General features: G+C 69.3%; 29 protein-coding genes, 1 tRNA gene and 1 other RNA gene. 13 read left to right on the top strand and 18 right to left on the bottom strand.

The window, feature by feature from the left end; genetic code table 11:
- Window positions 1–2 precede the first annotated feature (2 nt).
- From SOM19_RS07875 to SOM19_RS07855, 5 genes are all read right to left on the bottom strand, one after another.
- Entirely contained in the window at window positions 3–878 is an 876-nt protein-coding gene (locus SOM19_RS07875; protein WP_320485981.1) for a branched-chain amino acid ABC transporter permease, read from the bottom strand.
- Window positions 875–1,588, bottom strand: a complete 714-nt coding sequence (locus SOM19_RS07870; protein ID WP_320485980.1) for an ABC transporter ATP-binding protein — start codon at window positions 1,586–1,588, stop codon at window positions 875–877. The genes SOM19_RS07875 and SOM19_RS07870 overlap by 4 nt, the downstream gene beginning before the upstream one ends.
- Window positions 1,585–2,391 carry an ABC transporter ATP-binding protein gene (locus tag SOM19_RS07865; protein WP_320485979.1) on the bottom strand — a complete coding sequence of 269 codons (807 nt, stop codon included), beginning with the start codon at window positions 2,389–2,391 and terminating at the stop codon, window positions 1,585–1,587. The genes SOM19_RS07870 and SOM19_RS07865 overlap by 4 nt, the downstream gene beginning before the upstream one ends.
- A 19-nt stretch (window positions 2,392–2,410) precedes the next feature.
- A complete protein-coding gene (locus tag SOM19_RS07860; RefSeq protein WP_320486690.1) occupies window positions 2,411–3,610 on the bottom strand; it encodes a substrate-binding domain-containing protein in 1,200 nt (399 codons plus the stop codon).
- A 218-nt stretch (window positions 3,611–3,828) separates the two neighbouring features.
- Window positions 3,829–3,901: transfer RNA gene (locus tag SOM19_RS07855), tRNA-Lys, on the bottom strand.
- A gap of 94 nt (window positions 3,902–3,995) precedes the next feature.
- Here SOM19_RS07855 and SOM19_RS07850 point away from each other — a divergent pair.
- The 6 genes from SOM19_RS07850 (at window position 3,996) to SOM19_RS07825 (ending at window position 9,288) form a co-directional block, all read left to right on the top strand.
- Entirely contained in the window at window positions 3,996–4,823 is an 828-nt protein-coding gene (locus tag SOM19_RS07850) for an inositol monophosphatase family protein (RefSeq protein WP_320485978.1), read from the top strand.
- A 41-nt stretch (window positions 4,824–4,864) separates the two neighbouring features.
- Entirely contained in the window at window positions 4,865–5,449 is a 585-nt protein-coding gene (locus SOM19_RS07845; RefSeq protein ID WP_320485977.1) for a hypothetical protein, read from the top strand.
- A gap of 71 nt (window positions 5,450–5,520) precedes the next feature.
- On the top strand, window positions 5,521–7,101 hold the full coding sequence (locus SOM19_RS07840; protein WP_320485976.1) for an MFS transporter: 1,581 nt from the start codon (window positions 5,521–5,523) through the stop codon (window positions 7,099–7,101).
- Between the two features lie 10 nt (window positions 7,102–7,111).
- Complete coding sequence (locus SOM19_RS07835; protein WP_320485975.1) at window positions 7,112–7,540, top strand: YkvA family protein; 429 nt, start codon at window positions 7,112–7,114, stop codon at window positions 7,538–7,540.
- Window positions 7,541–7,667: 127 nt separating this feature from the next.
- Window positions 7,668–8,774 (top strand): YihY/virulence factor BrkB family protein, encoded by a 1,107-nt coding sequence (locus SOM19_RS07830; protein ID WP_320485974.1) that lies wholly within the window; start codon window positions 7,668–7,670, stop codon window positions 8,772–8,774.
- A gap of 4 nt (window positions 8,775–8,778) precedes the next feature.
- The gene (locus SOM19_RS07825; RefSeq protein WP_320485973.1) at window positions 8,779–9,288 is read left to right on the top strand and encodes a DUF2231 domain-containing protein; all 510 of its coding nucleotides are present in this window, start codon (window positions 8,779–8,781) and stop codon (window positions 9,286–9,288) included.
- A 59-nt stretch (window positions 9,289–9,347) separates the two neighbouring features.
- On the opposite strand, the gene SOM19_RS07820 is transcribed toward SOM19_RS07825, so the two are convergent.
- From SOM19_RS07820 to SOM19_RS07800, 5 genes are all read right to left on the bottom strand, one after another.
- The gene (locus tag SOM19_RS07820) at window positions 9,348–10,304 is read right to left on the bottom strand and encodes an SDR family NAD(P)-dependent oxidoreductase (RefSeq protein ID WP_320485972.1); all 957 of its coding nucleotides are present in this window, start codon (window positions 10,302–10,304) and stop codon (window positions 9,348–9,350) included.
- Window positions 10,301–10,597 (bottom strand): hypothetical protein, encoded by a 297-nt coding sequence (locus SOM19_RS07815; protein WP_320485971.1) that lies wholly within the window; start codon window positions 10,595–10,597, stop codon window positions 10,301–10,303. Before SOM19_RS07815 ends, SOM19_RS07820 begins: the two co-directional genes overlap by 4 nt.
- 76 nt (window positions 10,598–10,673) lie before the next feature.
- Window positions 10,674–12,152, bottom strand: a complete 1,479-nt coding sequence (locus SOM19_RS07810) for a phytoene desaturase family protein (RefSeq protein ID WP_320485970.1) — start codon at window positions 12,150–12,152, stop codon at window positions 10,674–10,676.
- Window positions 12,149–12,655 (bottom strand): SRPBCC family protein, encoded by a 507-nt coding sequence (locus SOM19_RS07805; protein ID WP_320485969.1) that lies wholly within the window; start codon window positions 12,653–12,655, stop codon window positions 12,149–12,151. Before SOM19_RS07805 ends, SOM19_RS07810 begins: the two co-directional genes overlap by 4 nt.
- A 100-nt stretch (window positions 12,656–12,755) precedes the next feature.
- Entirely contained in the window at window positions 12,756–13,097 is a 342-nt protein-coding gene (locus SOM19_RS07800; protein WP_320485968.1) for a YciI family protein, read from the bottom strand.
- A gap of 192 nt (window positions 13,098–13,289) precedes the next feature.
- On the opposite strand from SOM19_RS07800, the gene SOM19_RS07795 reads away from it, so the two are divergent.
- From SOM19_RS07795 to SOM19_RS07770, 6 genes are all read left to right on the top strand, one after another.
- Window positions 13,290–14,642, top strand: coding sequence for a flavin monoamine oxidase family protein (locus tag SOM19_RS07795; protein ID WP_320485967.1), 1,353 nt, complete (start codon window positions 13,290–13,292; stop codon window positions 14,640–14,642).
- Window positions 14,643–14,687: 45 nt separating this feature from the next.
- A complete protein-coding gene (locus tag SOM19_RS07790; RefSeq protein WP_320485966.1) occupies window positions 14,688–14,834 on the top strand; it encodes a hypothetical protein in 147 nt (48 codons plus the stop codon).
- Window positions 14,835–14,898: 64 nt separating this feature from the next.
- On the top strand, window positions 14,899–15,903 hold the full coding sequence (locus SOM19_RS07785) for a glycosyltransferase family 4 protein (RefSeq protein ID WP_320485965.1): 1,005 nt from the start codon (window positions 14,899–14,901) through the stop codon (window positions 15,901–15,903).
- 156 nt (window positions 15,904–16,059) lie between these two features.
- On the top strand, window positions 16,060–17,193 hold the full coding sequence (locus SOM19_RS07780; protein WP_320485964.1) for a glycosyltransferase: 1,134 nt from the start codon (window positions 16,060–16,062) through the stop codon (window positions 17,191–17,193).
- Entirely contained in the window at window positions 17,190–18,227 is a 1,038-nt protein-coding gene (locus SOM19_RS07775; protein ID WP_320485963.1) for a glycosyltransferase, read from the top strand. Before SOM19_RS07780 ends, SOM19_RS07775 begins: the two co-directional genes overlap by 4 nt.
- The gene (locus tag SOM19_RS07770) at window positions 18,224–19,705 is read left to right on the top strand and encodes a glycoside hydrolase family 130 protein (protein ID WP_320485962.1); all 1,482 of its coding nucleotides are present in this window, start codon (window positions 18,224–18,226) and stop codon (window positions 19,703–19,705) included. The genes SOM19_RS07775 and SOM19_RS07770 overlap by 4 nt, the downstream gene beginning before the upstream one ends.
- Before the next feature lie 39 nt (window positions 19,706–19,744).
- Here the strand turns inward: SOM19_RS07770 and SOM19_RS07765 are convergent, their stop codons facing one another.
- Window positions 19,745–20,095: a hypothetical protein gene (locus SOM19_RS07765; RefSeq protein WP_320485961.1), complete on the bottom strand. Its 351-nt coding sequence runs from the start codon at window positions 20,093–20,095 to the stop codon at window positions 19,745–19,747.
- Between the two features lie 141 nt (window positions 20,096–20,236).
- On the opposite strand from SOM19_RS07765, the gene SOM19_RS07760 reads away from it, so the two are divergent.
- The gene (locus SOM19_RS07760; RefSeq protein ID WP_320485960.1) at window positions 20,237–20,443 is read left to right on the top strand and encodes a hypothetical protein; all 207 of its coding nucleotides are present in this window, start codon (window positions 20,237–20,239) and stop codon (window positions 20,441–20,443) included.
- Here SOM19_RS07760 and SOM19_RS07755 read toward each other — a convergent pair.
- From SOM19_RS07755 to SOM19_RS07725, 7 genes are all read right to left on the bottom strand, one after another.
- The gene (locus tag SOM19_RS07755) at window positions 20,440–20,919 is read right to left on the bottom strand and encodes a nucleotidyltransferase domain-containing protein (protein ID WP_320485959.1); all 480 of its coding nucleotides are present in this window, start codon (window positions 20,917–20,919) and stop codon (window positions 20,440–20,442) included. The genes SOM19_RS07760 and SOM19_RS07755 overlap by 4 nt on opposite strands.
- Window positions 20,920–20,930: 11 nt before the next feature.
- On the bottom strand, window positions 20,931–21,488 hold the full coding sequence (locus SOM19_RS07750) for a GNAT family N-acetyltransferase (RefSeq protein WP_320485958.1): 558 nt from the start codon (window positions 21,486–21,488) through the stop codon (window positions 20,931–20,933).
- 34 nt (window positions 21,489–21,522) lie between these two features.
- Window positions 21,523–22,359 (bottom strand): alpha/beta fold hydrolase, encoded by an 837-nt coding sequence (locus tag SOM19_RS07745; RefSeq protein ID WP_320485957.1) that lies wholly within the window; start codon window positions 22,357–22,359, stop codon window positions 21,523–21,525.
- A gap of 86 nt (window positions 22,360–22,445) precedes the next feature.
- On the bottom strand, window positions 22,446–22,598 hold the full coding sequence (locus tag SOM19_RS07740; RefSeq protein WP_320485956.1) for a hypothetical protein: 153 nt from the start codon (window positions 22,596–22,598) through the stop codon (window positions 22,446–22,448).
- Between the two features lie 242 nt (window positions 22,599–22,840).
- Window positions 22,841–23,209: a transfer-messenger RNA gene (gene ssrA / locus SOM19_RS07735) on the bottom strand.
- Window positions 23,210–23,318: 109 nt separating this feature from the next.
- Window positions 23,319–24,131, bottom strand: a complete 813-nt coding sequence (locus SOM19_RS07730) for an anti-sigma factor (protein WP_320485955.1) — start codon at window positions 24,129–24,131, stop codon at window positions 23,319–23,321.
- Complete coding sequence (locus SOM19_RS07725; protein WP_320485954.1) at window positions 24,118–24,669, bottom strand: RNA polymerase sigma factor; 552 nt, start codon at window positions 24,667–24,669, stop codon at window positions 24,118–24,120. Before SOM19_RS07725 ends, SOM19_RS07730 begins: the two co-directional genes overlap by 14 nt.
- Window positions 24,670–24,688: the final 19 nt, after the last annotated feature.

Genomic DNA, 24,688 nt, shown 5'->3' with positions numbered 1-24,688 from the left:
GGTCAGGCCTTCTTCCCGAGGAGTCCGGCCGGGCGCACCAGCAGCACGAGGGCGAGGAGGATCACGACGATGAAGTCGCCCGTTCCGCCGAGATAGAAGTTCGCGAACTGCTGCAGCACGGCGACGAGAACGGATGCCACGGCCGCCCCGGTGAGGGAGCCGAGGCCGCCGACCACGGTGACGATGAACGCGAAGATCAGGAGCGTGCCGCCGAGGTGGGCCGAGACGAAGGTGGAGTAGTGCATCGCGAGCACTCCCCCGATGCCGGCCGCTGCCCCGCCGATCGCGAACACCAGGGTGAACGAGCGGCGGACGTCGATCCCGAGTGCGGTGACCATCGAGCGGTTCTCGACGCCTGCGCGGATGATCATGCCGTAGCGCGTCTTCTTGAGGAACAGCACGAGAGCGGCGAGCACCAGCACCGCGGCGACCATCAGCACCCAGTAGGTGTTGGGGATGCGGGCGCCGAGGACCTCGGTCGTCTGTTTCAGCCAGGGCGGCCCGGTGACGTGGATGGGGTCGGTCCCCCAGATGCCCTCGAACAGCGCGACCGCGGCGAACGAGAGCCCGACGGTCACGAGCACCTGCTCGATGTGCCGCTCGTACAGCGGGCGGATGAGCACGAGCTCGGTCAGCGTGGCGAACACCGCCCCGACGCCGGCACCCACGAGCACGGACAGCAGGAAGGAGCCCCAGGATTCGGTGCCGAGGGCCTGGGCGACCATCCAGCCCGCAAATGCGCTCAGCGTCAGGAAGGCGCCGTGCGCGAAGTTCAGCACGTGCATGAGCCCGTAGATGAGGCTCAGGCCGCTCGCGACGAGGAAGTAGAGGGCGCCGAGTCCGACGCCGGTGATGAGAGTGAGGACGAGGGTGCTCATGCGCGGGCCTCCGCGTGGACTCCCAGCAGCCGGCGGGTGAGCTCTTCGTCGTCGAGGATCTCGCGGGCCTTGCCGGTGTGGACGACCCGGCCGCCGCCGATGACGATGGCGGTGTCGGCGAGCCGCCGCACGACCTCGAGGTTCTGCTCGACGAGCAGGATGGGCACGGTCTTGGCCGCCTCGGCGAGCGCGTCGGCGACCTCGGCCACGATCTTCGGGGCGAGGCCCTTGGTGGGCTCGTCCACGAGCAGCAGGCGGTTGTCGTTGATCAGCGCGCGCGCCACCGACACCATCTGCTGCTGGCCGCCCGACAGCGTGCCGGCAAGCTGGTCGCGGCGCGCGACGAGGTCGGGGAACAGCTCGGCCACGAACTCGCGGCGCGGTGCGCGCTGACGCTCGGCGAGCGCCAGGTTCTCGGCGACCGTGAGCTTGGAGAAGATCTCGCGGTCCTCGGGGACGTACCCCACGCCGCGGCGCACGATCCGGTGCGTGGGCTGCCCGTCGATGCGCTCTCCGGCGAGGCGCACCTCGCCGCGTCGCTGTATGAGCCCCAGGATGCCGCGGAGCGTCGAGGTCTTGCCCACGCCGTTGCGGCCGAGGACCGCCGTGATGCCGATCGCCGGCATCTCGAACGAGACGTCCTCGACGACCTGCTGCCCGCCGATCGTGCAGCGCAGCCCCGTCACCGTGAGGATCGGTTCGCCGGTCATGCCGTTCCCGTCCCGAGGTAGGCGCTCTGGACGAGCGGATCGGCCATGACGTTCTGCGGCGTGTCGTAGGCGATGATCGAGCCGAAGTACATGACGGCGACCTTGTCGACGAGTCCCATGAGCACATCGATGTGGTGCTCCACCATGAGGACGGTGCAGCCCTTCTCGCGGTGCAGGTCGCGGATGTTGTCGACGAGCCCGGGCACGTCGCCCGACCCCACGCCGGCCATGGGCTCGTCGAGCAGCACGATGCTGGTCTCCGTGGCCAGCAGCACCGCAATCTCGAGCTTGCGCTTGTCGCCGTGCGAGATGTCGCCGGCGGCGAAGTCGCGCTTGTGAGCGAGCCCGACGGCCTCGAGCTTGGCGAGCGCGAGGTCGGTCGCGGCATCCGCTCGCCTGGGGAAGCGCAGCAGCGACGCGGAGCCGCCGAGCGACACCTGGGCCGCGAGACGCACGTTCTCGAGCACCGAGAGCCGAGGGAACAGGCTCGAGGTCTGGAAGGTCCGCCCCAGTCCCGCCCGCGCCCTGGAGGGAACGGACGCCGTCGTGATGTCGTCGCCGTCGAGCAGGATCTTGCCGGCGGTGGGCTTCATGAGGCCGGAGACCACGTTGAACAGCGTGGTCTTGCCGGCTCCGTTGGGCCCGATGACGCCCACGAGCGAGCCCGCGGCGACATCCAGTTCGACATCCTTCAGAATCGTCGCGCCGCCGATCTGCAGGCCGAGGCCTTCGACCTTGAGGTGCGAGCCGCGCCGCGGTGCGGCGGGTGACTCGACCGGCGCGGACGGGACAGGGGTGCTCATCGGTGTGTGCCGTCCCGACCTATTCGGCTTCGGCCGGAGCGACGTCGTCGGCCGAGACCGTGTCGACGAGCTCGGGGGCGAACACGTCGCCGTCGGCGACGAGCTTGACCTGGTACATCTCCTGGATCAGCGCGTGGTCGCCCTCGCGCACCGTCATGGTGCCCTTGGGCCCCTCGAACTCGAATCCCTCGAGCGCGTCGACCATCGCGTCGACATCGCCCTGACCCTCCTGGATGGCGTGGACGATCATGATCGCCGCGTTGAAGCCGTCGGGGCTGAACAGGTCCGCCGTCGTGCCGGCACCCTCGAGTGCCTCCACCATGGCGGTGTTCACCTCGTTGTCGGGAGCGCCCGGGAAGTAGTGGTTGAGGAAGTTGATCTTCTCGGATGCCTCGCCGTATGCCCCGAAAGTGGCGGAGTCGCCGAGACCCGTGACGACCGGGATGTCGTCGAGCACGCCCTGCTGGCTGAGCGCCTGCCACATCGCACCCGAGGTCGCACCGGCCCACGCGACGAACACCAGGTCGGGCGAGGTTGCCAGGATCTGCTGCGCGAACGGCGTGAACTCGGTGGCGTCCTCGGCGACGAGCACCGGGGCGACCGTCGCGCCCTGGCCGCCGAGGATCGCCTCGACCGCGGCGACGTTGCCCTGACCGAAGGCGTTGTCCTGGGCGAACACCGCGATGGTCTTGCCGTCGACGTCGTCGAGGAACGTCCCCGCGGTGGCGACGTCCTGGGCGCTCTGTCGGCCCGAGCGGAACGTGTAGTCGTTGATGCCGGTGATGGCGTCCGCGGCGGCGGGACCCGAGATGTACAGCACCTGGTTCTGCTCCGCCTGCTCGGCGACCGCGAGAGCGACGCCCGATGCCGCGGTGCCGGCGATGATCTGGACGCCTTCGCCGATGAGCTCCTTGACGACGGTCACGGCCTTGTCGGGGTCTCCGGCATCGTCCTTGTACTCGACGTTGATGGTCGTGCCGTCGACCTCGCCGGTGCCGTCGGTCGCGTAGTCGAGGCCCGCCTTGAACGCGTCGAGGTACTGCTTGCCGTAGCCGGCGAGCGGCCCGGTCTCGCTCGTGACGATGCCCACTGTGACCTCGGCGGCGGCGCCGTCATCGGTCGGGTCGCCGCCCGTCGTGGCCTGCGGCGCGCACGCCGCCAGAACAAGGGCGGCCGTGGCGACCACGGAGCCCAGGAGCAACTTCTTCGTAACCCGCATGTGCGTGCCTTTCACCATTGGAAGGTTCTCGTGCCCGGAGGGAGGGCATACCTGAAACGTGATTCAGGTATTCGCAAATCTAGGAAACGACATGGCGGAATGCAAGTCGATGAGGGATGCCGCAGCCCGTCGTTACCGAATCGGGACGCGAGGCCGTGCCCCGCGAAGCCGGAAAAGCGAGAACGGGCGGTCCGAGAGGACCGCCCGTTCTTCGTGGGTGCACCCCCTGGGACTTGAACCCAGAACCCACTGATTAAGAGTCAGTTGCTCTGCCGATTGAGCTAGAGGTGCGTGATCCGCATGAGGCGAACCGAGGGTCAACATTAGCATCACGATTGCGTCACCCGGAAATCGAGGCGGCATCCCGCCGGATATCCTTGGGACCGTGACCTCCCCCTCCTCGACGCCATCCTTCGACGCGCCGTACGAGGGCGACCTCCGTGCCGATCTGCAGCTCGCGCTGCGGCTCGCGGATGCGGCGGATGCGGCATCCATGAGCCGTTTCGATGCCGCCGATCTCGAGATCAGCACCAAAGCGGATGCCTCGCACGTGACCGAGGCCGACCTGGCCACCGAGCGGGCGATCCGCGCGCTGCTCGAGGCGGAGCGCCCCACCGACAGCGTCTTCGGCGAGGAGTACGGCGTCACCGGCGACTCCCACCGCCAGTGGATCATCGATCCGATCGACGGGACCGCGAACTACCTCAAGGGCATCCCGATGTGGACGACGCTCATCGCCCTGTCGATCGACGGCGTGCCGCGGGTCGGCGTCGCGAGCCAGCCCGCGCTCGGTCGTCGCTGGTGGGGGGCCACCGGCCTCGGGTCATGGACGAACACACCCGCCGGCGAGCCGAAGCGCCTCTCGGTCTCGTCCGTGGGCACGATCGCCGAATCGAGCGTGAGCTTCCAGAGCATCGGGCAGTGGCGGGATGCCGGTCAGCTCGACGCCCTCGAGCGCCTGACGAGCTCCGTGTGGCGCGATCGCGGCTATGGCGACACCTGGCCGTACATGCTCCTGGCGGAGGGCCGGCTCGAGTTCGTCGCCGAGTTCGGCGTGAAAGAGTACGACATCGCCGCGCTCGTGCCCATCATCTCCGAGGCCGGCGGGCGCTTCACGGCCTTCGACGGCAGCCACTCGCTCTCCGATCGCTCCGCACTCGCCACCAACGGCCTCCTCCACGACGACTTCCTGCAGCTCCTCCACTCCGTCTGACCTCCCCCACTCACGATCCCCTCCCCCGGAGACCGCACACGATGTTCCCCTCACGACACCGTCTCGGCGCTGCCCTCGTCATCGCGCTGACGGCGTTCCTCGCGACCGCGTGCGCGTCCCAGGCCCCGCCTGCCGTGCAGCCGGACGAGACGATCGCCGGCACGCCCACCGCGCCGCCGCCCGAGTCCACCGCCACGCCGACGGCCGACGCCGGCGCCGAGGAGGACCCGACGTGCGAGACCCTCATCGGCGAAGACATCGTCGCGGACTTCGAGAGCATCGGCTGGTCGGCCCAGGCGGAGAAGTTCTACCTCGGCGACCTCGAGCTCGAGCACGGCGTGCAGTGCGTGTGGGCGGACTTCGAAGGCCCGGCCGGCGATCACCTGCAGATCTTCGGATGGGCTCCGATCTCCGAAGAGGACGCGGCCCCGGCACAAGCGGCGCTCGTCGGCGAGGGCTGGGTGCGCGAAGAGTCCGCCGAGGGCGTGTACATCACCGAGCCCAAGGAGACGACCATCGCGGTCGACGACGAGGGCTACGGCATGACCTACCTTTTCGCGGCCGGCTGGGTGAAGCTCGCCGACACGAAGCAGGGGCTGCTCCTGATCGAGTGGCCGAAGTCCTGAGCTCAGCGCAGGATGTGCTCACCCCGGCGGGGTGATCTGGCGGGTCACCACGGTCTGGTTGACTGTGCGCCATGACGGCTGACCCGACCGCGCCACCTTTCAACGGCAAGCTCGCCCTGCTGCTGGCCATGGCGATGTTCGTCCTCGTGGTGGACACGTCGCTCATGAACGTCTCGATCTCTGCGGTCGTGCACGACCTGGGCACGACCGCCAGTGCCGTGCAGGGCGCCATCGCGCTGGAGGCACTCGTGTCGGCGGCGTTCATCCTCATCGGCGGCAAGACCGGCGACCTGATCGGTCGCAAGCTCGCCTACATCCTCGGGCTCATCGGCTACGCGATCGGCGCGATCGCCATGACGCTCGCCAACGACATCACGGCCGTGATCATCTTCTGGGCGATCATCGGCGGGCTCGGCGCGTCGCTGCTCCTGCCGTCGATGCAGTCGCTCATCCACGGGAACTTCAGCGGGGCCCACCAGAAGCGGGTCTACGCGCTGGTGGGCGCGTCGGCCGCGATCGCCGCCGCCGTCGGCCCGCTCATCGGCGGCGCGATCACCACGTTCCTCTCCTGGCGCGTCGGGTTCCTCCTCGAGGCCGTGATCATCGGCATCGTGCTCATCGGCGCTCCGCTGGTCAAGGACGTCCCCTTCACCGGCAAGCGCTCGATCGATCTCGTCGGCGCCGGCCTCTCCGTCGTCGGCATGGGCGGCGTCGTGCTCGGGATCCTGCTGTGGCAGGAGGGCGCCGCGTACGTCGGCCTCACGATCGCCGTCGGCGCGGTCTCGCTGGCAGGTCTCGCCGGCTGGCTCGTGGCACGCAAGCGCCGGCAGAAGGCCACGCTCCTCGACCCCGAGCTGTTCCGGTCGAAGATGTTCCGCACGGGGGCGACCGGTCAGCTGCTGCAGCAGGTCACGCTCGGCGGCACGATGATCGTGCTGCCCCTGTACCTGCAGATGGTGCTCGAGTACAACGCGCTGTGGGCCGGCATCTCGATCGCTCCCCTGTCGCTGAGCATGTTCGCCGTCGCCATCCTCGCCGGGCGCAGGGCGGGCGGGCGTCCCGCCAACCTGATCCTCTGGGGATTCCTGCTCGCGCTCCTCGGCCTGATCGCGCTCGTCCCCCTCGTCCCCATCGCCGACAGCGGCTGGTACCTGACGATCCCCCTCATCATCAGCGGCTGCGGACTCGGGCTGCTCGTGTCGCAGCTCAACAACTTCACGCTCTCCCCGATCGCCGAGGAGCGGGTCAGCGAGGCGGCGGGCGTCAACTCCGCGGCCGGGTCGTTCGGACTCTCGTTCGGCCTGGCGTTCGCCGGCGCGATCATGCTGGCCGCCCTGGCCGCCACCTTCACCTCGCTCGCGTACGCCAGTCCGGTCCTCGATGCCGAGCAGCAGACCCAGGTCGCCGCGGTCCTCGAGGAGGACGCCGAACTCATGTCCAACACCGGACTCGAGGCGCTGCTGGCCGACGAGCCGCCGGAGGTGGCTGACGAGATCCTCCGCATCAACAGCGAAGCCGGGCCCTTCGCGCTTCAGATCGCCCTGCTGGTGCCGATCGTCGCTTCGGCCGCTGGTGTGCTGAACGCCTTTCGCATGCGCCGCCTCCCCGACCCGACCTCGGCGGGCGAGGGCCGCGAGAGCGTGATCGGCTGAGGAGCATCCGTTGCCGGAGTGGCTGATCGTGGTGCTCGGCGTCTTAGGCGGGCTCCTGCTCCTGTGGATCGCGCTCGCCGTCGCGCTCTGGGTTCAGCAGGCCCGATCCGGCAGGACCATGGACTGGCGTGCCATCCTCCGGCTGGGTCCTGACGTGGTGCGTCTGCTCAAGCGCCTCGCTGGTGACCCATCAATCTCTCGAAGCACTCGGTGGTGGCTGCTCGGCCTCCTCGGCTATCTGCTGCTGCCCATCGACCTCATCCCCGACTTCATCCCCGTCATCGGATTCGCCGACGACGCCATCGTGGTGGCGATCGCCCTGCGGTTCGCCATCCGTCACGCCGGGGCGGACGCGGTCGCCCGGCACTGGCCGGGCACGCCGGCAGGCCTCGAGAGCCTGCTGGCCCTGACGGGGGCGCGTCCCCGGCCCGACCACTGAGCCGGCGGTCGTCAATGCCACAGCATCCCGGGCCGGCGCAACCCCCCTCGCAACTTCGACTCCGCGCGTTTCACTGAGGGACGGGCGCTTCTCGCGCTCGGCCGTCGGCGACACGAGGAGACCGCACATGACCACCGACACCTCGGCTCGGGGCGATGCCAAGGCAGCTCCGGACCCCGAGCACGAGTCCAAGCCGGACTCGCCGAAGGACATCGAGAAGCGCTCCTGGAAGTACGTCTTCGGCAAGACGGTGCGCGAGTTCTCGGACGACGAGTGCACCGACATCGCCGCCGCGCTCACGTACTACGGGGTCCTGTCGTTCTTCCCCGGCCTGATCGCCGTGTTCTCCCTGCTCGGTGTCCTCGGACAGGGTCAGGACGCCGCCGACTCGGTGCTCGAGATCGTCGGATCGGTCGCGCCAGGCGACACCGCAGAGGCGCTGCGCGGTCCGATCGAGCAGCTGGCGTCCTCCCCCGCCGCGGGGTTCGCCCTGATCTCCGGAATCGTGCTCGCGATCTGGTCGGCTTCGGGATACGTCGGCGCGTTCGCTCGCGCCATGAACCGCATCTACGAGATCGAGGAGGGCAGGCCGTTCTGGAAGCTGCGCCCGATGCAGCTGCTGGTCACCGTCATCACCGTGATCCTGGTCACGGCGGCGCTGGTGCTGCTCGTCGTCAGCGGGCCCGTGACCGATGCCATCGGTCAGGCGCTCGGTCTCGGCGAGGTCGTCACCACGGTCTGGGATATCGCCAAATGGCCCGTGCTCGCGCTCGTGGTGGTCCTGATCATCGCGATCCTCTACTACGCGACGCCGAACGCGAAGCAGCCGAAGTTCCGCTGGATCAGCATCGGTGCACTGCTCGCCATCATCGTGCTCGCGATCGCGACGACGGCGTTCGCGCTCTACGTGACGAACTTCTCGAACTACGACCGCACGTACGGCTCGCTCGCGGGCATCGTCATCTTCCTGCTGTGGCTGTGGATCGCCAACCTGGCGCTCCTGTTCGGTGCGGAGTTCGACGCCGAGCTCGAGCGCGGGCGGCAGCTGCAGGCGGGCATCGCGGCGGAGGAGGACATCCAGCTCCCGCCTCGCGACACCCGCAAGAGCGACAAGGCGGCCGAGAAGGAGAAGCAGGACATCGAGGAGGGGCGCCGCATCCGAGAACAGCACGACGACGATGACGACGACGACCCGGATGCCGCGATGACGCCCTCATCCGAGAAGAGGAAGTGACGACATGAGCGAAGGAACCCCGATGGACCGGGCCAAACAGCCCCGCTCGATCATCGCCGGACCCTACGGGCACCCGTTCCATCCGATTCTCGTGACCATCCCGATCGGCGCCTGGGTGGCGAGCCTGGTGTTCGACATCATCGGCTTCGCGGCGGACGACCCCGAGCCGTATGTCATCGCGGCGCGGGTGCTGATCCTGATCGGGCTGATCGGGGCGGTGCTGGCGGCCGTGGTCGGGTTCCTCGACTACCTCCAGCTCGCTCGCGGCACCGCGGCCCGCAAGACCGCCACCATCCACATGGCGCTGAACCTCTTCGTCACCGCCCTGTTCGTCATCAACCTCCTCGTGCGGTGGTCTGCGGACGACGACGATGAGGTGAGCATCCTGGGATTCATCCTCAGCCTCGTGGGACTCGCGGCGCTGGGCGTGTCCGGATGGCTCGGCGGAAAGCTGGCGTACCACTACGGCGTGCGGGTGGCCGACGAGCGCAAGCAGGCCGAGGGATTCCGCTGAGTCGCCGCTGACCGGCTCAGGCAGCCGTCGTGGGCGAGCGATGCCCGCCCACGACGGTCTCAGCGGGTCTCGGTGCGCCGGCCTGCGACAACGAGGCCCGCAGCGGCGGCGATCAGCGTCAGCACGGCGAGGCGCAGACCGGGCGCGCGCCATCCGCCGGTGACCGGCTGCGCCTCGGGGCGGGGCTCGAAAACGGTCCCGTCCGACAGCCGCGCGCTGCCCCCGCGCAGTTCGAGCTTGTCTTTTGCGAAGCGCGTCACGGCGTCCCAGACGCGCGGCGAGGACCGGTGCAGCACGATGACGCTCCGCTGCACCTGCCCCACCGATGTCGCGAACCGGCGGCGGTGCGGGGCGCGCATGATCGCGCGCGCGACATGTCCCGGTGAGACGGCCGGCGGCAGCGCGTGCACCTGGCGGCCGGTGATGTTCGCCGAGTTCTGGTAGATGGGCGTGTCGATCGTGGAGGGGAGGATGACGCGGACGCGGATGCCCGATCCCCGGAGCTCGGCGCGCAGAACCTCGGCGAACCCGAGGAGGCCCCACTTGCTCGTCACGTAGGGCGCGATCAGCGGGGAGCTGACGCGAGAGTAGAGCGACGCCACGAGGACGAGCGCTCCGTTGCCCTGCCGGCGGAAGTACGGCAGCACGGCACGGGCGCCGCTGATCTGACCCATCAGGTTGGTCTCGATGATCTGCCGGAACGTCCGCGAGGGGATCTGCTCGAAAGCGCCGTAGCTGAAGACGCCTGCGTTCCCCACCCACACGTCGATGCGGCCGTACTCGGCGACCGCCGCGGCAGCCAGCGCTCGAAGCTCGCCTTCGTGAGAGACGTCCGTCGGCACCACCATCGCCTCGCCGCCGAGGGCACGGCACTCTTGGGCGACGGTCTCGAGGGCGGCACGGCTGCGCGATGCGAGCACGAGGCGAGCACCGCGACGGGCATAGGCCTGGGCGGTCGCGCGTCCGATGCCGCTGGAGGCCCCCGTGATCACCACGACGGGCTGGGGACTCGTCACGGCGAGCCCTGCCCGCGGCCCGGGAGATTGAGGTCGTCGGGATCCACGTCGACATCGCCGACGTCATCGGGACCGCCCGTTCCGGGCACCACCCTCACGTCGGCGGCGTCGATGTCGTCATCGATGGTGTCGGGGAGCGGATCGTCCTGCTTCTGCTGTGTCTCGGTCTCGCTCCCGGGGCTGTAGCTCATGTCCTTGCGCAGCGACTCCTGCTCGGAGAGGTTCGTGCGCGGTGGCGGCGGGCCTTCGTCGTTCTCGCCTGCCGCGTAGCGTGTCTTGTCGTCGGGGTTCATGCCTCGACCGTAGAAGGCGTCCCGATCTTGCTCTGGCCCCTTGACATCTCCGGTTCGGCGAGAGATTGGGAGGAGCTCAGCCCCGGGGGGACAGGTCGGGCAGCGCCCGGGTCCCGAAATCGTGGCGCAGCGCACTCTGGGCTGCGAACCACCCGACGAGTCCGTGGACCCCGGGGCCGGGGGCGGCGGATGCCGAGGCGAGGTACACGCCGGGGATCGGGGTGCGCCAGGGGTCGGTGCGGAGAACCGGCCGGCGGAACATCTGCCAGAGCGTCGGAGCGCCGGCGGCGATATCGCCTCCCGGGTAGTTCGGGTTGTGCCGCTCGACCTCGACGGCATCGCGGGAGTTCGCGGCCAGGATCGTGTCGCGGAAGCCGGGGGCGAACCGCTCGATCTGGCGGGTCACCGCCTCCTGCCGATCGTCCGCGCTGCCCGCGGGCACGTGCGTGTATGTCCAGAGGGTGTGCCGACCGGAAGGTGCGCGACCGGGGTCGAAGATCGTCGGCTGCGACGCGAGCACGTACGGCTGATCGGGCAGGCGGCCGGCGTTCACCTCGTTCTCGGCAGTCGCCACCTCGGCGCGCGTCCCCCCGACGTGCACGGTGCCCGCGCGCCGCACCTCGGGATTGGTCCACGGGACGGGGTCGCTCAGCGCGAAGTCGACCTTCGCGACGCCGCCGCCGTAGCGGAAGCCGGCCAGCGCGTCGCGGTAACGGTGCGGCAGCGTCTCACCGGCCAGACGCAGCAGCGCACGAGGCGTGACGTCCAGGAGCGTGACGCGCGCGTCGGGAAGCTCCGCCAGCGATTCGACGTCATGGTCGAGCACGAGCTCTCCGCCGTGCGCCTGCAGGTCCGCGACCATCGCGTCGATGATCGCCTGGCTGCCTCCGACGGGAATGGGCCAACCTCGAGCGTGCGCGTACGCGCCGAGCGCCAGTCCGGCTCCCGCGGCGGCGATGCTCGGCTGCGACAGGATCGTGTGCGCCGCGATGCCTGTCAGCATGGCCGGCGCGGCGTCCTCTCGGAAGCGGACGTTCCAGGCGGGACTCCCCTGCTCCAGCGCCCGCAGACCGAACGCGACCGCCGTCACGAGGTCGGGCGGGATGCGCAGCAGCGACGAGCCGGTGAAGTCGGCGACGACCGTCGACCGGTCCACGAGCGGCCGCATCAGGCGTTCGTACGCGCGACCGTCGCGGCCGAGTTCGTCGCGCGTGCGTGCGAGGTCGCGGTACGCGATGCCGGCGCGACCGCCGTCCAGGGGATGCGCGAACGAGACCTCGGGGGTGACGAACTCCACCCGCTCCCGCAGTCCGAACTCCCGGAAGAACCGGGATTCGAACGCCATCGGATGCACGGCCGAGCAGACGTCGTGCCGGTATCCGGGCAACGTGAGCTCGCGCGTGGCGGCGCCTCCGCCTGCCTGATCCGCGCGCTCGTACACGCGCACCTGCAACCCGGCGCGAGCCAGCGTGACCGCCGCGGCGAGGCCGTTCGGCCCCGCTCCCACGATCACGGCGTCGATGCCCGCCCGTCCGCGTCGCCCGTGCTCCGTCACGTATCCGTCGCTCCGCTCTCGCCCGTCTCGGCCATCTCCTGCTCAGCGGTGCTGGCGCCAGTCTTGCGCACCGCCATGCCCTCGGCAAGGTAGGCGAGACGGTGCAGCGTCTCATTGTTGCGCCAGTGCAGCGGGATGTCGATCAGCTGCTCCGGAAGCATCTTCCCGGGCCCGGCGATCGCCTCCTCTTGGATGCGCACCACGCAGCCCTCGGCCCTCGGCTTGACGTCGATGGTGACCCGGGCCTCGCCGATCGGCCAGCCTCGGGCGCGCATCACCATGCGCCGCGGCGGCTCGCACTCCTCGACGATCGTCTTGTCGTCGATGAGCACGGGCCACACTCCGAACGAGTGATGCAGCTTCGATCCCGCTGCCGGCCAGGCCTCATCGACTTCGCGCATGCGCGAGGCCCCGACGACCCAGGACGGATACAGCCATCCGTCTCCCAGCACCTGGAACACGTCCTCGGGTGTGCAGCGCAGCACCCTCACATTGCGAGACATAGCGTCGGCCCCTCCATCGTTCGGCTCACATCGGGACGATAGGGCAGCCGGATGCCTCGGCCCAGGGCATTGCGCGGGCGGTGAGTGTGTGGTTGGAGGCTCAGGAGATCGGGTCGTACTGAAACTCGCGCAGCTCCTGCGGGCATCGGCACGCGACGGCGATCTTCGCCGCCCACTCCACTGCCGCCGCGCGGGACGGCAGCTCGAGGATCGTGTAGCCGCCGTTCGGCACGGTCACGTCGGGATAGGTGCCTGCGGAGACCGAGCCGTCGGCGGCGACGACCACCGGATCGACATCCTCGTTGATCCCCCCGCCGAACACATACACCCCGGCGGCCTGGGCCTCGACGATGACCGCGCGCGATGCGGCGGCCACGTCGTCCCATTCGCCGTCGGGGACGACCATCGCCTCGCCGGGGAATGAGATCAGGTACTTGGTCATTCACGACTCCTGCTCGCTCGAGGCGCCGGCCGCGGGTTCCGGGAGCTCCGGTTGACCGCCTGGTCCGGACATCCTGTCGATTATGACCGCGCTCGCCGACACCCGGTAGGGCGGATCCTGTCGCGCGGCGGCCGCACGCTCGATAGCGTCGGAGCACGGGACGGTTGAGCCGGCTCGAGGAAGGCGCGCACGGTGGATCACATCGACACGATCGTGGTCGGCGCAGGAGTGGCGGGCCTGACCGCCGCCCGGCTGCTGGCGGACGCCGGACGGCGCGTGGTGGTGCTCGAGGCCCGCGATCGCGTCGGCGGACGGGTGTGGACCGATCGGAGCGGCGGACGCGTCACCGACCTCGGCGCCTCGTGGATCCACGGCATCGACGACTCCCCCGTTGCCGCGGCCGCAACCGCGTTCGGCATGCCGACGGTCGAGTTCACCGTCGGCGGCTACCAGCCCGACAGCCGCCCGATCGCGTACTACGGTCCTGACGGACGACGACTCGCGGATGCCGCGACCCGCAGCTTCGTCGACGACATCCGCGCCGTCGATGCGGCGCTCGTCCATGTGGTGGAGCAGTCCGAGCCGGATGCCTCCTACCGCGACGCGACGGAGGCCGCACTCGCCGCTCAGGACTGGGACGAGGATCGGGCGCAGCGTGTGCGCGAGTACCTGGAGCACCGCTCGGAGGAGCAGTACGGGGCGTGGATCGAGGACCTGGCGGCGCACGGCCTCGACGACGACTGGATCGACGGTGACGAGGTCGTGTTCCCCGACGGCTACGACCGGCTCGCCGAAAGCCTCGCGGACGGGCTCGACATCCGCCTCCAGCACGTCGTCTCGCACGTGCGGTGGAGCGCCGACGGGGTGGCCGTCACCACCGGGCTGGGCACGCTGACGGCGGACAGTGCCGTGGTGACGGTGCCCGTCGGGGTGCTGCAGTCCGCCGAGTTCGTGATCGAGCCGCCGCTTCCGGAGTCCGTCGCGGGCGCGCTGAGCAGGCTGACGATGAACGCCTTCGAGAAGATCTTCCTGCGGTTCGCGACGAAGTTCTGGGACGACGGCGTGTACGCGATACGGCAACAGGGCCCGGAGAGCCGCTGGTGGCACTCCTGGTATGACCTCACGGCGCTTCACGGGGAACCCACCCTGCTCACGTTCGCCGCCGGGCCGGCGGCCGTGGAGACCCGCGACTGGGACGAGGACCGCGTGGTCGAGTCCGTTCTCGCTCAGCTGCGGCGCCTCTACGGCGACCGGGCGGAGCAGCCGACGCACGTGATCACGACCGCGTGGCAGCACGACCCCTTCGCCCGCGGCTCGTACGCGTACATGACCGTCGGCTCGACGACGGCCGACCACGACGAGCTGTCGACGCCCATCGGCGGAGTCCTCCACCTCGCCGGCGAGGCGACCTGGACGGATGACCCTGCCACGGTGACCGCCGCGCTCTGCTCGGGCCACCGAGCCGCGTCGAACATCCTGCAGCGCGAGATCCCGATCCGCGAGGTGTGGCGCCGCAGTGACCGCGATGGCCGGTTGCCGGTGTAGCGTCAGGCCAACAGGGTCACCGCGGCTCTCAGAGGAGCGAGACCCATGGGTGAGAAGTCCACGCGTAAGGAAGGCGGCAAGACCGCGCCGTCGAAGACGCTGAAGGAGAAGCGCACCGCAAGGGCCGACAAGAAGGCCGCGGGCAGTCGCGCCGCCCAGAACGAGGCCGTCACCGGCATCAAACGGGGCTGACCGGGAGGCTCGGGTTGTCGACCGATCGCCCGCGTCGCGCATGGCCGGTCCGATGAGGCTGGCCATGCTCGGGCCGATCGCGTGGCGCACCCCGCCGCGACACTACGGCCCCTGGGAACGCGTCACCGGTCTCCTGACCGAAGGTCTGGTTCGTCGCGGAGTCGACGTCACCCTGTTCGCCACCGGCGACTCACTGACGGCGGCGGCGCTCGAGTCCGTCGCGCCCCACGGCTATGCCGAGGATCCGTCGATGGACGGCCGGGTGTGGGAAGCGCTGCACGTCGCGCATGCGCTGGAGCTCTCGGCCGACTTCGACATCGTGCACAACCAGCTCGACTGGCTGCCGCTCGCCTTCAGTGGCCGGTTCGCCGCGCCGATGGTCACGACGATCCACGGTTTCTCGGGGGATGCCATCCTGCCCGCCTACGAGCGCTCGACGTCGGCGTTCGTCTCGATCTCCGACGCCGATCGCTCCCCGGCCCTCGACTATGCGGCGACCGTGCACCATGGCATCGACATGGCCAAGTTGGACATCGTGTCGGCGACTGGCGACGACCTCGTGGTCTTCGGACGGATCCATCCCGACAAGGGCATCGCGGATGCGATCGACATCGCGGACCGGTCCGGGCGTCGGCTCACCATCTGCGGGATCGTGCAGGATGCCGCCTACTTCGCCGAGGAGGTCGAGCCGCGGCTGGACGGCGACCGGATCGTGTACCGAGGCTCTGTCGGGCCGGCCGAGCGAGCTGCCGTGCTGGGATCGGCGGCCGTGCTGCTGCATCCGATCCACTTCGACGAGCCCTTCGGCCTCTCCGTCATCGAGGCGATGGCCTGCGGGACTCCCGTCGTCGCCTATCGGCGCGGGTCCATGCCGGAGATCGTCGAGGAGGGCGTCACCGGCCACCTCGTCGACGATGTCGCGGGCGCCGTCGCCGTGCTCGACCGCGCGGCGGCGCTCGACCGGTCGGCGGTGGGCGCCCGAGCCCGCGCCCGTTTCGGCGTGGAGCGCATGGTCGATGGCTATCTCGACGTCTACCGCTCGCTTCTCGAACCGGGAGCCCTCGCATGAGCGTGGTGTAGTCTCCGCAGCACAGCGTGGCCGATCGGCAGGGTCGCGTGAACCGGACTGCGGCGACGAAGGCGCGGTTCCACGAGGGATGCCGTTGGCAGACGTCTCGCGAAAACCCGCGCGTCGCCTGACGCCGGGCCGACAGAGATGGTCGCCATGACCCACTTCGGTTTCCTGTCCACCTATCCGCCGACGCGCTGCGGTCTCGCGACCTTCACCGAGGCACTGGCCGGGGCTCTCAGTTCGAGCGGTTCCGACGAGTCCAGGATCGTGCGCGTCGTGGAGTCGCGTGAGCTGTCGCCCGTGCTGGGGGTCGTGGGGCGGGTCCCCACCACCGTGAACATGATCACCGGAGATCGGGTGAGCATGCGCGGAGCGATCCGTGCGCTCGACGGGTGCGATGTCGCGATCATCCAGCACGAGTACGGCATCTACGGCGGGCCCGACGGCGACGAGATCATCCCTCTTCTCCGCGCTCTGTCGACGCCCGCGATCGTGGTGCTCCACACCGTCCTGCTCGTGCCGAGCCGCCGCCAGCGGATGGTCCTCGAGACCGTCTGTCGTCTGGCCGAGACGGTCGTCGTCATGACCGAGAACGCGCGCGACATCCTTCGCTCGTCGTACAGCATCAAGCTCTCGAAGATCAAGGTCATCCCCCACGGGGTATCCGTGCATGGCGCGCGTGCCGTGAAGGCAGGCGAAGCACCCAAGCGCGTCGTGACGTGGGGACTCATCTCTCCCAGCAAGGGGCTCGAGTGGGGCATCCGGGCAATGGCGCAGCTGCGCGAGCGCACACCCGCCGTCGAGTACGTGATCGCCGGCCAGACGCATCCCAAGGTGCTTGCACACGAGGGCGAGCGATATCGCGAAGCGCTGCAATCACTCATCGTCGAACTCGGCGTCGAGGACGACGTGAGACTGGACGATCGCTACCTGGACCCGGCGCAGCTGGACGCGCTCATCGCGACCGCCGACGTCGTGCTCCTGCCGTACGCGTCGCACGATCAGGCGACGTCGGGAGTGCTGATCGAGGCCGTGGCCGCAGGGATCCCCGTGGTCGCGACCGGATTCCCCCACGCGATCGAGCTGCTGGGCGGCGGCGCGGGTCTCATCGCCGAGCACTCGGATCCCACATCGATGGCCGACGCCGTCAGCGCGATCATCGGCACCGAGGAGACCGCGCGCCGCATGCGCGACGCTGCCCTCCGTGACACGCACGACTCCTCGTGGCCCGCCGTGGCCGAGCGCTACCGCGAGATCGCCGGGCGCCTGAGGGTCGCGGCCGCGTGAGGAACGCCGGCTCGCGCCCGAGCGGTCCCGCCTACGCCCATCTCCTGGCCATGTCGGACGAACACGGCCTCTTCGAGCACGCGCTGTTCGACGCGCCTCGCCGCGACCACGGCTACTGCGTCGACGATGTCGGCCGTGCGCTCATCGTCGTCGTCCGCGAGCCCGACCAGACGCCGGAGCTGGCCGCCCTCGCCGAGACATACCTGTCCTTCCTGGAGGATGCGGTCGACGCCACTGGTCGCGTGCGCAACCGGATGAGCTCCGATGGCGCCTGGACCGACGAGCCGGGTCTCGGCGACTGGTGGGGCAGAGCGCTGTGGTCGACCGGATTCGCGGCGGTGCACGCTCGATCCGAGGGCGTTCGCAGCCGCGCGCTGCGCGCCTTCCATCGTGCAGCGCTCGTGCGATCGGCGCACGGACGCGCGATGGCTTTCGCGGCCCTGGGTGCCGCCGAGGTGCTGAGTGCGGATCCCCAAGATCTCTCCGCCCGCGCTGTCCTCCTGGACGGTGTGGCGACCGTCGCCCCGGCTCGCGACGACGTCTGGCCGTGGCCGGAACCGCGACTGCGCTATGCCAACGCGTCGCTCCCGGAGGTCCTGCTGGCCGGCGGGGTGGCAACCGACAACCCCCGGCTGCTCGCCCGAGGGCTGTCGATGCTGCGGTTCCTCCTGGAGATCGAGACGCTGGACGGCCACCTCTCGGTCACCGGTACCGGCGGCCGCGGACCGACGCAGCGGTCCTCTCAGTTCGACCAGCAGCCCATAGAGGTCGCCGCGCTCGCCGATGCGTGCGCCCGAGCGTTCGACGTCACCGGGGACTCCTCGTGGCGTGATGGCGTCGCGTCGGCATGGGCCTGGTTCCTCGGCGACAACGATGGCTCCACGGCGATGTTCGATCCTGCGTCGGGCGCAGGGTACGACGGTCTCGAGGCGAGCGGGCGCAACGAGAACCGCGGCGCGGAGTCCACCCTCGCGGCACTGAGCACGTACCAGCAGGCCCGGCGGCTCGGCGTGCTCGAACTGGCCCGGGTGTGACCCTCCGCGAGCACGACGCGCGCCTCGAGCACGACCCCGCCCGGGTCGTCGCCCGATTCTTCCTTCCCGGCGACGGGCTCCCGTCCTCCCACTCCCGCGTCGCCCAGATCATCGAGCGCGTGCTCGCCGCCCCGCGGGCGCAGATCGAGCAGAAGGCGGCCGAGCTGGTCGCAGACCTCTCCACGAGACATGCGGATGCCGCGCAGCTGCTGGTCGACAACGCCACCGCCCTCATCAGCCGCGTCTACGTCGCGGGCGAACTCACCGAAGCGCAGACCCTCGTCCTCGGTGCGACCTTCACAGCGGAGTACGCGGTCGAGGGCGCCGCGCTGTGCAACCCGAGTGCCGTCGAGCATCCGTCGCAGGAGGGCCTGGAGCCCGGTCAGCTGCGCGTGGCCATCGCGACGCGCTGCATCGGCGAAGGACACATCTCCTCGATCGGATTCGCAGAGGCCGTCATCGACGAGAGCGGCGTGTGGACGTTCGCGCCCCGCGCCCGGCCGCTGACGCTGCCCCGGATTCTCGGCACCGACTGGTCGCGAGATCATTTCGGGCGCGCGCTCGAGCACGACGGGCACCTCGACGATCTCACCGACGCCCTGCTCAGCACCCTTCCCGAACGACTCACCGCCCCGGAGCTGGAGGCTGCGCTCCTGGAACTCCCCGGCCAGCTCGCCGCTCGCCCCGACAGCCGCGAGCCGGTTCGGGCGATGCGAGACATGATCGCCTCCACGTATCGGGCGGAGTTCCCACGCCACGCGCCCCTGAGCGGCCGAGTTCTGCTTCCTGTCGCCGCCGAGGAGAACCACGGCATGGAAGACGCTCGGTTCGTCCGCTTCACCGACTCCGACGGGATCGCCGGTTACCGCGCTACGTACACCGCGTACGACGGGCGTGCCATCGCCCCTCGGCTGATCACCTCGCCGGATCTCGTGGACTTCACCATCCACCGCCTGACCGGCAGCGGCGCGCACAACAAGGGCATGGCGCTGTTCCCTCGACTCATCGGTCAGCACCACTTCGCTCTCAGCCGCACGGACGGCGAGAACATCTCACTGGCACGCTCCTCGGACGGCGTGATCTGGGAAGACAGGGGAATCGTGCACCGTCCCACCGAGCAGTGGGAGCTCGTGCAGTTGGGCAATTGCGGCGCTCCGATAGAGACCGGCGGCGGCTGGCTCGTCCTCACGCACGGTGTGGGGCCGCTGCGCACGTACTCGCTCGGCGCGATCCTCCTCGACCTCGACGACCCCTCGCGGGTCATCGCACGATCAGCGGAACCGCTGCTCGGCCCGGCCGGTGACCTTGCGGACGGCTACGTTCCCCGCGTCGTCTACTCGTGCGGGCCGATCGTCCACGGCGGTACGCTTTGGGTCCCCGTCGGCGTCGGAGATTCCCACATCCGGATGTTCTCCATCGCGATGGACGAGCTCCTGGATTCTCTCCTTCGGACCCCGTCCCTCTCGTCGAGCGGGTGAGTCCGGGATGCGCCGCGCGGGGCGATGGTGTCTCGACGTTCACCCGATGTCGCCGTGCTTGGGCATCAGCGCCCAGTTCTCCTGGTCTTCGTCCGTCTCCGCAGCTTCGGGATGAGTGATGCCGCGTGCTTGTCGGCGCAGCCACTGGACGACTTCGGCATCCACGAGCTCGTCCAGGTCGGTTCGGACCGACTTCGTCACGATCTGGCTTGCAGGTCCGATCAGGAAAGTCGCGATGGCGCGGGACCCGTCCTCTTCGAGGATGGGGATCTCCACGATCTTCGCGGTGTCCTCCTCGCCGAGGGCACGGCTGTACTCCAGCAGGGCGGCTGCGATGTCGTCGCCGGTGAGGAACTGACCGCCGCTGTACATGATCATCTGCATACCCATGTTGTAGACGCGATCGAGGGCGATGCGACTGGGCCTTGCGTCACCGAGTCGCCAGGGTTACAGTCGCGCGCTCGTCGCACCACGCGTGATGACACTCCCGGCCATTGACCCCGGAGCGAAGGACACGGCTATGGTCGCAACATGAAGCGAACGTTGCCGCTCGTCATCGTCGGCGTGATCCTGGTTGCCATCGGTGTGGTGTGGACTCTCCAGGGTTTCAACATCCTGGGCGGATCGCCGATGAGCGGCTCGTCCTTGTGGGCGATCATCGGACCGATCGTGCTGCTCATCGGGCTGGCGCTGATTGTGGCCGCCGTGGTTGCCCGACGACGCCGCGGCCCTCGCTAGCCGCCTCGGTGCGTCGCCGGAACCTCGTATCCGAACTTGTCGGCCAAGGCGCGGACGTCCAGGAGGTCCTTGGGCGCCGGTTCGTAGGCGGTCTTGAATCGGAACAGCCACTCCGGCGCGATGCAGCGCACGTCGAGGCCGTGCAGGGTGGCCCGCCCGCTGAGCGATTCAACGGGGTACTCGACCCCGTACACGTGCCCGCCGTTCTCATCGAACTCGAACACGTGCACGTCGATTTCTCGGCCTTCACCGTCTCGCAACACGAAGTTCCATGCGGATTCATCCGCCCGCGACCGATGCTCGAATCCCCGCGCGCCCAACCAGTCGCGCAACGACGACTCCTCCGCACGGCTCACGGCGAGGTCGAGGTCGTCGTGCTCTCGCAGCTGGCGTCCTACGAGAGCGTCGACACACCATCCGCCATCGACCCACACCGAAATGCCCTCGGAGGTGAGTCCTCCGACAATCTCAGTCACATCGAGCACGGTCATTCTCGACATGTGTCAACGCCAACGGCCCCTTCACGGCCTTGCTCGGAGTGACCGCTGAGCCAGTCGTGCGCGGTGATCTCGAACGTCAGGAAGCGGGACCGGACGCCGAGGAATTCCGCGCTGGTGCCGACACCGAGGGGGTGCATCGCGAGACGGCGCAAGACGCGCACCGAGGCGACGTTCGCCTCGATTGCCTCTGCCCAGATGGATTCGAGTCCGAGCTCGGCGAAACCGAACTCCAGAGCGCCGAATGCGGCAGCCGTACCGAGGCCCTGGCCCCAGCGCGCCGATGGCCCGATGAGGTACCCGAGTTCGCGCCGCCCCGGTTCGTCGCCATGGAGGTCGACGTACCCGACCGGATCGTCGTCGCTGAGCACGAGCAGCCGGACGAGCTCCGGATCTGATCGAGCGATCGATTCTCGCCACCACTCCCGCGCGTCGACCGGGGACTCTCTCAGGCGCCAACCGGCGTGGGCGCAGAACACCGGATCGGTCGCCCACGATGCGAGCGTGTCGGCGTCGGCGGCGACCATCGGACGAAGAGTCACTCCCACACCGGCAGTCAACCACGCCTGTCGCGGTGACTGGCTACGCGGTGGCCTCGTCCAGGAATCCGACGACCACGTCACGGACCAGGTCGGTTCGCGCGAGCCCGAAGAAGTGGGTCGTGCCCGGGAACACCGCGAGCTGGGACGCGGGAACGCCGACGAAATCGCCATTCACGTCGCCGCCGCGAAGGCGCAGGAACTCGACCGCGTGGTCCAGCGACACCATGTCGGCGTCGCCCACGGTGATGAGCGTCGGCGCGGCGATCGCGCGAATCTCGGCCTCCGTTCGATCGGGAAACCCGCCTTCGTACGTCGCACCGAGCTTGTCGAGCAGGACCTGGAGATGCTGCAGGTCGGGGTGCGGCGACTTCGCGAGATAGGTGGCTTCCATCGGCGTGCCGGCGATCATGTCCACGGTCATCGCACCGACCGCATCCGCGTTCTCCGACCCGCGCATGCCGGACGCGGCGAACGATGTGGACGAGACGATGACCCGCCTGACCCGTTCCGGGTGGTCGATGGCCAGGTCGAGGGCGACTGCCCCGCCGACGCTGAAGCCGAAGAGGTCGGCGCGCCTGACGCCGAGGTGGTCGAGCACGCCCAGCACATCGTCGGCGAATGCCGCCGCGGAGAACGGCCGGTCGATGTCGTTCGTGCGCCCGTGGCCCTGGAAGTCGACCGCGACGACTCCCCGCCCCACCGCGAGGTCGGGGATCAGCGCACCGAACTGCTGCTCGATGTCGAACAGACCCCCGTGCAGCAGCACCAGCGGTGTGCCATCGGAGACGTCGCCGTGGACTTCGTAGTACATGCGAAGCTGATCGAGTTCGACATAGCCGGTCTCGGCTGCAGGCGCGGAGGATGTCAGATCCGTCATGCAGATACCGTCGCAGAGACCCGTCGCCACATCAACCTTGCGCCGGCTCGTCGGAACGCCGCCAGCGGCCCCAGCCGAGACCGTGTCTACGGATGCGTCTGTGCGGGGCGGTCGATGGGTGCGGGGGCCTCCTCATCGACGGCGTCGCGGCGCACCTCGTCGGTGACGGCGTCCGTCAGAGCTTCGGCATCCGCCCGTGCGTCGTCGGAGTGCCGCTCGTGGGGCTCGCGTTCGGTCATCGGATGCTCCTTCTCAGGCAGGTGCGGTGCGGGAGCGCCGCACTCCCCTGACTCTGGCCCAGGTGCACTTGGATCTCCGGGGCCTTGACAACGAAACCACCGACGCAGCATTGCAGGTGGAGCCGGAGACGGGATCGCTCCGCATGACACCGAGGGCATGCCCAGAAGTCGCTTTCGCGCACGAAGAAGGCCCAGCACCCGCGGAGTACGCGGGAACTGGGCCTCTTCTGCGACAGCGGCAGTGGTGGAGATGGGGGGAATCGAACCCCCGTCCATCGCTGAGAGACTGCGTCTTCTCCGGGCGCAGTCTGTGAAGACGTTCTGCTCGGCTCCGACCTTTGTCACAGACACCTAAGTTGACAAGCCCAGCCTGGGAAGAGTCCCGCGTGGCGTCCAGGCGCCACCACGCAGCAAGTCCCCTAGATGACGCCAGGATCCGTAGCGGGAACGCCTACGGTCTGACGGAGCTCAGGCTCGCTTATGCAGCGAGGGCGAGCTCAGTGCGCTTGGTTTCGGCACTTATTGTTTTGCAGAGATCGTTTACGAGATAACCCTGCATCCTCGGCCCGCTTCTCGCAGATTCACAGGCGATGTCGAAACCGATCATCCCCATGAGCCTTCTTGCGAAGGGCCGCTGTCGCACTGTGTAGTTGCCAACACCCGGAGCCGAAGCATCCGAGCGTTTCAGAATACAACGGATCCCGCGGCCCCGCCATTCCGTCAGGCGAAGCCCAGTTCTCCGCGAACGATCGAGTCGCCCGAGTGCGTCGGATCGCCGTCCTCCGGCTCCTGCGAGATGTCGACGAGCCGGTAGTCCCGCAGGTCGATGTCCTCGGGGATGTCGAAGACGCCCTCGCTGCCCTCGAGCACCCCGAGGCTCACGAGCGCCGAGGCATCCGTCGTGATGAGCCACACCTCCCGATAGCCGTCGTCGCCGTCGGATGCGTCGAGCGCGACCTTGACCTGCCGCTCCCCGTCGGAGTTCTCGACCACGACGGCTTCGCCGAGCGCACCGGGGTGGTCGGGGAACGCCTCGAGCGTCGCCGCGGCGACCTCCACGGGCTGAGGCGGACGCGTGAGCGACCAGGTGAAGACGCCCGCGAGGATGACGGCGACGCTCGCCGCGAGAGCGAAGAGCACGCGCACGCCTCGTCGGTGGGGCTTCGGCTTCGCAGGGGCCACGCCGCTCGCCGCGACGACCGGTGCGGCCTCCGCGGCGGCGGGGGCGACCGACGTGACGACCGGTGCGGCCTCCGCGGCGGCGGGGGCGACCGACGTGACGACCGGGGCGACAGGCTCCGGCTCCCCCGCCGTACCCAGGTGCAGCTCATCGGCGATCCGGCCCCAGACCCGCTCCGGCGGCGCCTCGATACCTCCGAGCTCCACCGTGGAGCGGCCGACCGCGACGGTGTACTCGAGCTCCGCCAGCTCCAGCGCGCACTCGTCACAGCCTTCGAGATGGGTCCGCTCGTCGACGGTCGCGGTCTCTCCGATCGCGATCAGCGAGAGTCTCTCGGCGTCAAGATGCGACATGGCCCACCTCCAATCGGCTGCGAAGGCGGGTGAGACTTCGCCTGATGTGGCTCTTCACGGTACCCAGTGGCATCTGGAGGCGAGCTGAGATCTGCTCGTGGGTGAGGTCGTCGTAGAAGGCGAGACGCACCACGCGCCGCGCATCCGGCTCCAGCTGCTCGATCTCGTCGGCGAGGAGCAGGCGGTCGCCGAGGTCGATCTCGGGTCGCACCAGCTCCTCCGGCGTCGCCAAGCGCTGCAGCTGCTCCTGCAGCGCACGCACGCGCGTGCGCGCCTCGAGGGTGTCGGCGATGCGGCGCCGGGCGATCGTCACGAGCCACGTCGACATCTTTCCTTTCGCGGGGTCGTACGAGGCCCGCGAGGTCCACGCCGACACGAAGGTCTTCTGTGTCACGTCCTCGGCGTCTCCGCGGTCACCGAGAACGCGGAGCGCCAGCGTGAAGATGATCGGCGACCACCGGCGGTAGAGCTGCTCCAGGGCGCGCTCATCGCCGGCACCGAATCGATCGCACAGCTCTCGCTCCTGTGCCTCGTCCACGCTCGCTCCTCTCATGGCT

Origin of the sequence: Microbacterium sp. CFBP9034, from assembly GCF_034045255.1 — a bacterium.
Lineage (GTDB): Bacteria > Actinomycetota > Actinomycetes > Actinomycetales > Microbacteriaceae > Microbacterium.
Note: the sequence above shows the minus strand (reverse complement) of the source record. Positions and strands in the feature narration are given on the sequence as shown.

Bases quoted from the DNA above. Each gene is read 5' to 3' on its own strand.
- SOM19_RS07875 (WP_320485981.1), bottom strand. From the start codon at position 878: ATGAGCACCCTCGTCCTCACTCTCATCACCGGCGTCGGACTCGGCGCC.
- SOM19_RS07870 (WP_320485980.1), bottom strand. From the start codon at position 1,588: ATGACCGGCGAACCGATCCTCACGGTGACGGGGCTGCGCTGCACGATC.
- SOM19_RS07865 (WP_320485979.1), bottom strand. From the start codon at position 2,391: ATGAGCACCCCTGTCCCGTCCGCGCCGGTCGAGTCACCCGCCGCACCG.
- SOM19_RS07860 (WP_320486690.1), bottom strand. From the start codon at position 3,610: ATGCGGGTTACGAAGAAGTTGCTCCTGGGCTCCGTGGTCGCCACGGCC.
- SOM19_RS07845 (WP_320485977.1), top strand. From the start codon at position 4,865: ATGTTCCCCTCACGACACCGTCTCGGCGCTGCCCTCGTCATCGCGCTG.
- SOM19_RS07840 (WP_320485976.1), top strand. From the start codon at position 5,521: ATGACGGCTGACCCGACCGCGCCACCTTTCAACGGCAAGCTCGCCCTG.
- SOM19_RS07830 (WP_320485974.1), top strand. From the start codon at position 7,668: ATGACCACCGACACCTCGGCTCGGGGCGATGCCAAGGCAGCTCCGGAC.
- SOM19_RS07825 (WP_320485973.1), top strand. From the start codon at position 8,779: ATGAGCGAAGGAACCCCGATGGACCGGGCCAAACAGCCCCGCTCGATC.
- SOM19_RS07815 (WP_320485971.1), bottom strand. From the start codon at position 10,597: ATGAACCCCGACGACAAGACACGCTACGCGGCAGGCGAGAACGACGAA.
- SOM19_RS07805 (WP_320485969.1), bottom strand. From the start codon at position 12,655: ATGTCTCGCAATGTGAGGGTGCTGCGCTGCACACCCGAGGACGTGTTC.
- SOM19_RS07800 (WP_320485968.1), bottom strand. From the start codon at position 13,097: ATGACCAAGTACCTGATCTCATTCCCCGGCGAGGCGATGGTCGTCCCC.
- SOM19_RS07790 (WP_320485966.1), top strand. From the start codon at position 14,688: ATGGGTGAGAAGTCCACGCGTAAGGAAGGCGGCAAGACCGCGCCGTCG.
- SOM19_RS07785 (WP_320485965.1), top strand. From the start codon at position 14,899: ATGCTCGGGCCGATCGCGTGGCGCACCCCGCCGCGACACTACGGCCCC.
- SOM19_RS07780 (WP_320485964.1), top strand. From the start codon at position 16,060: ATGACCCACTTCGGTTTCCTGTCCACCTATCCGCCGACGCGCTGCGGT.
- SOM19_RS07765 (WP_320485961.1), bottom strand. From the start codon at position 20,095: ATGGGTATGCAGATGATCATGTACAGCGGCGGTCAGTTCCTCACCGGC.
- SOM19_RS07760 (WP_320485960.1), top strand. From the start codon at position 20,237: ATGAAGCGAACGTTGCCGCTCGTCATCGTCGGCGTGATCCTGGTTGCC.
- SOM19_RS07745 (WP_320485957.1), bottom strand. From the start codon at position 22,359: ATGACGGATCTGACATCCTCCGCGCCTGCAGCCGAGACCGGCTATGTC.
- SOM19_RS07740 (WP_320485956.1), bottom strand. From the start codon at position 22,598: ATGACCGAACGCGAGCCCCACGAGCGGCACTCCGACGACGCACGGGCG.
- SOM19_RS07730 (WP_320485955.1), bottom strand. From the start codon at position 24,131: ATGTCGCATCTTGACGCCGAGAGACTCTCGCTGATCGCGATCGGAGAG.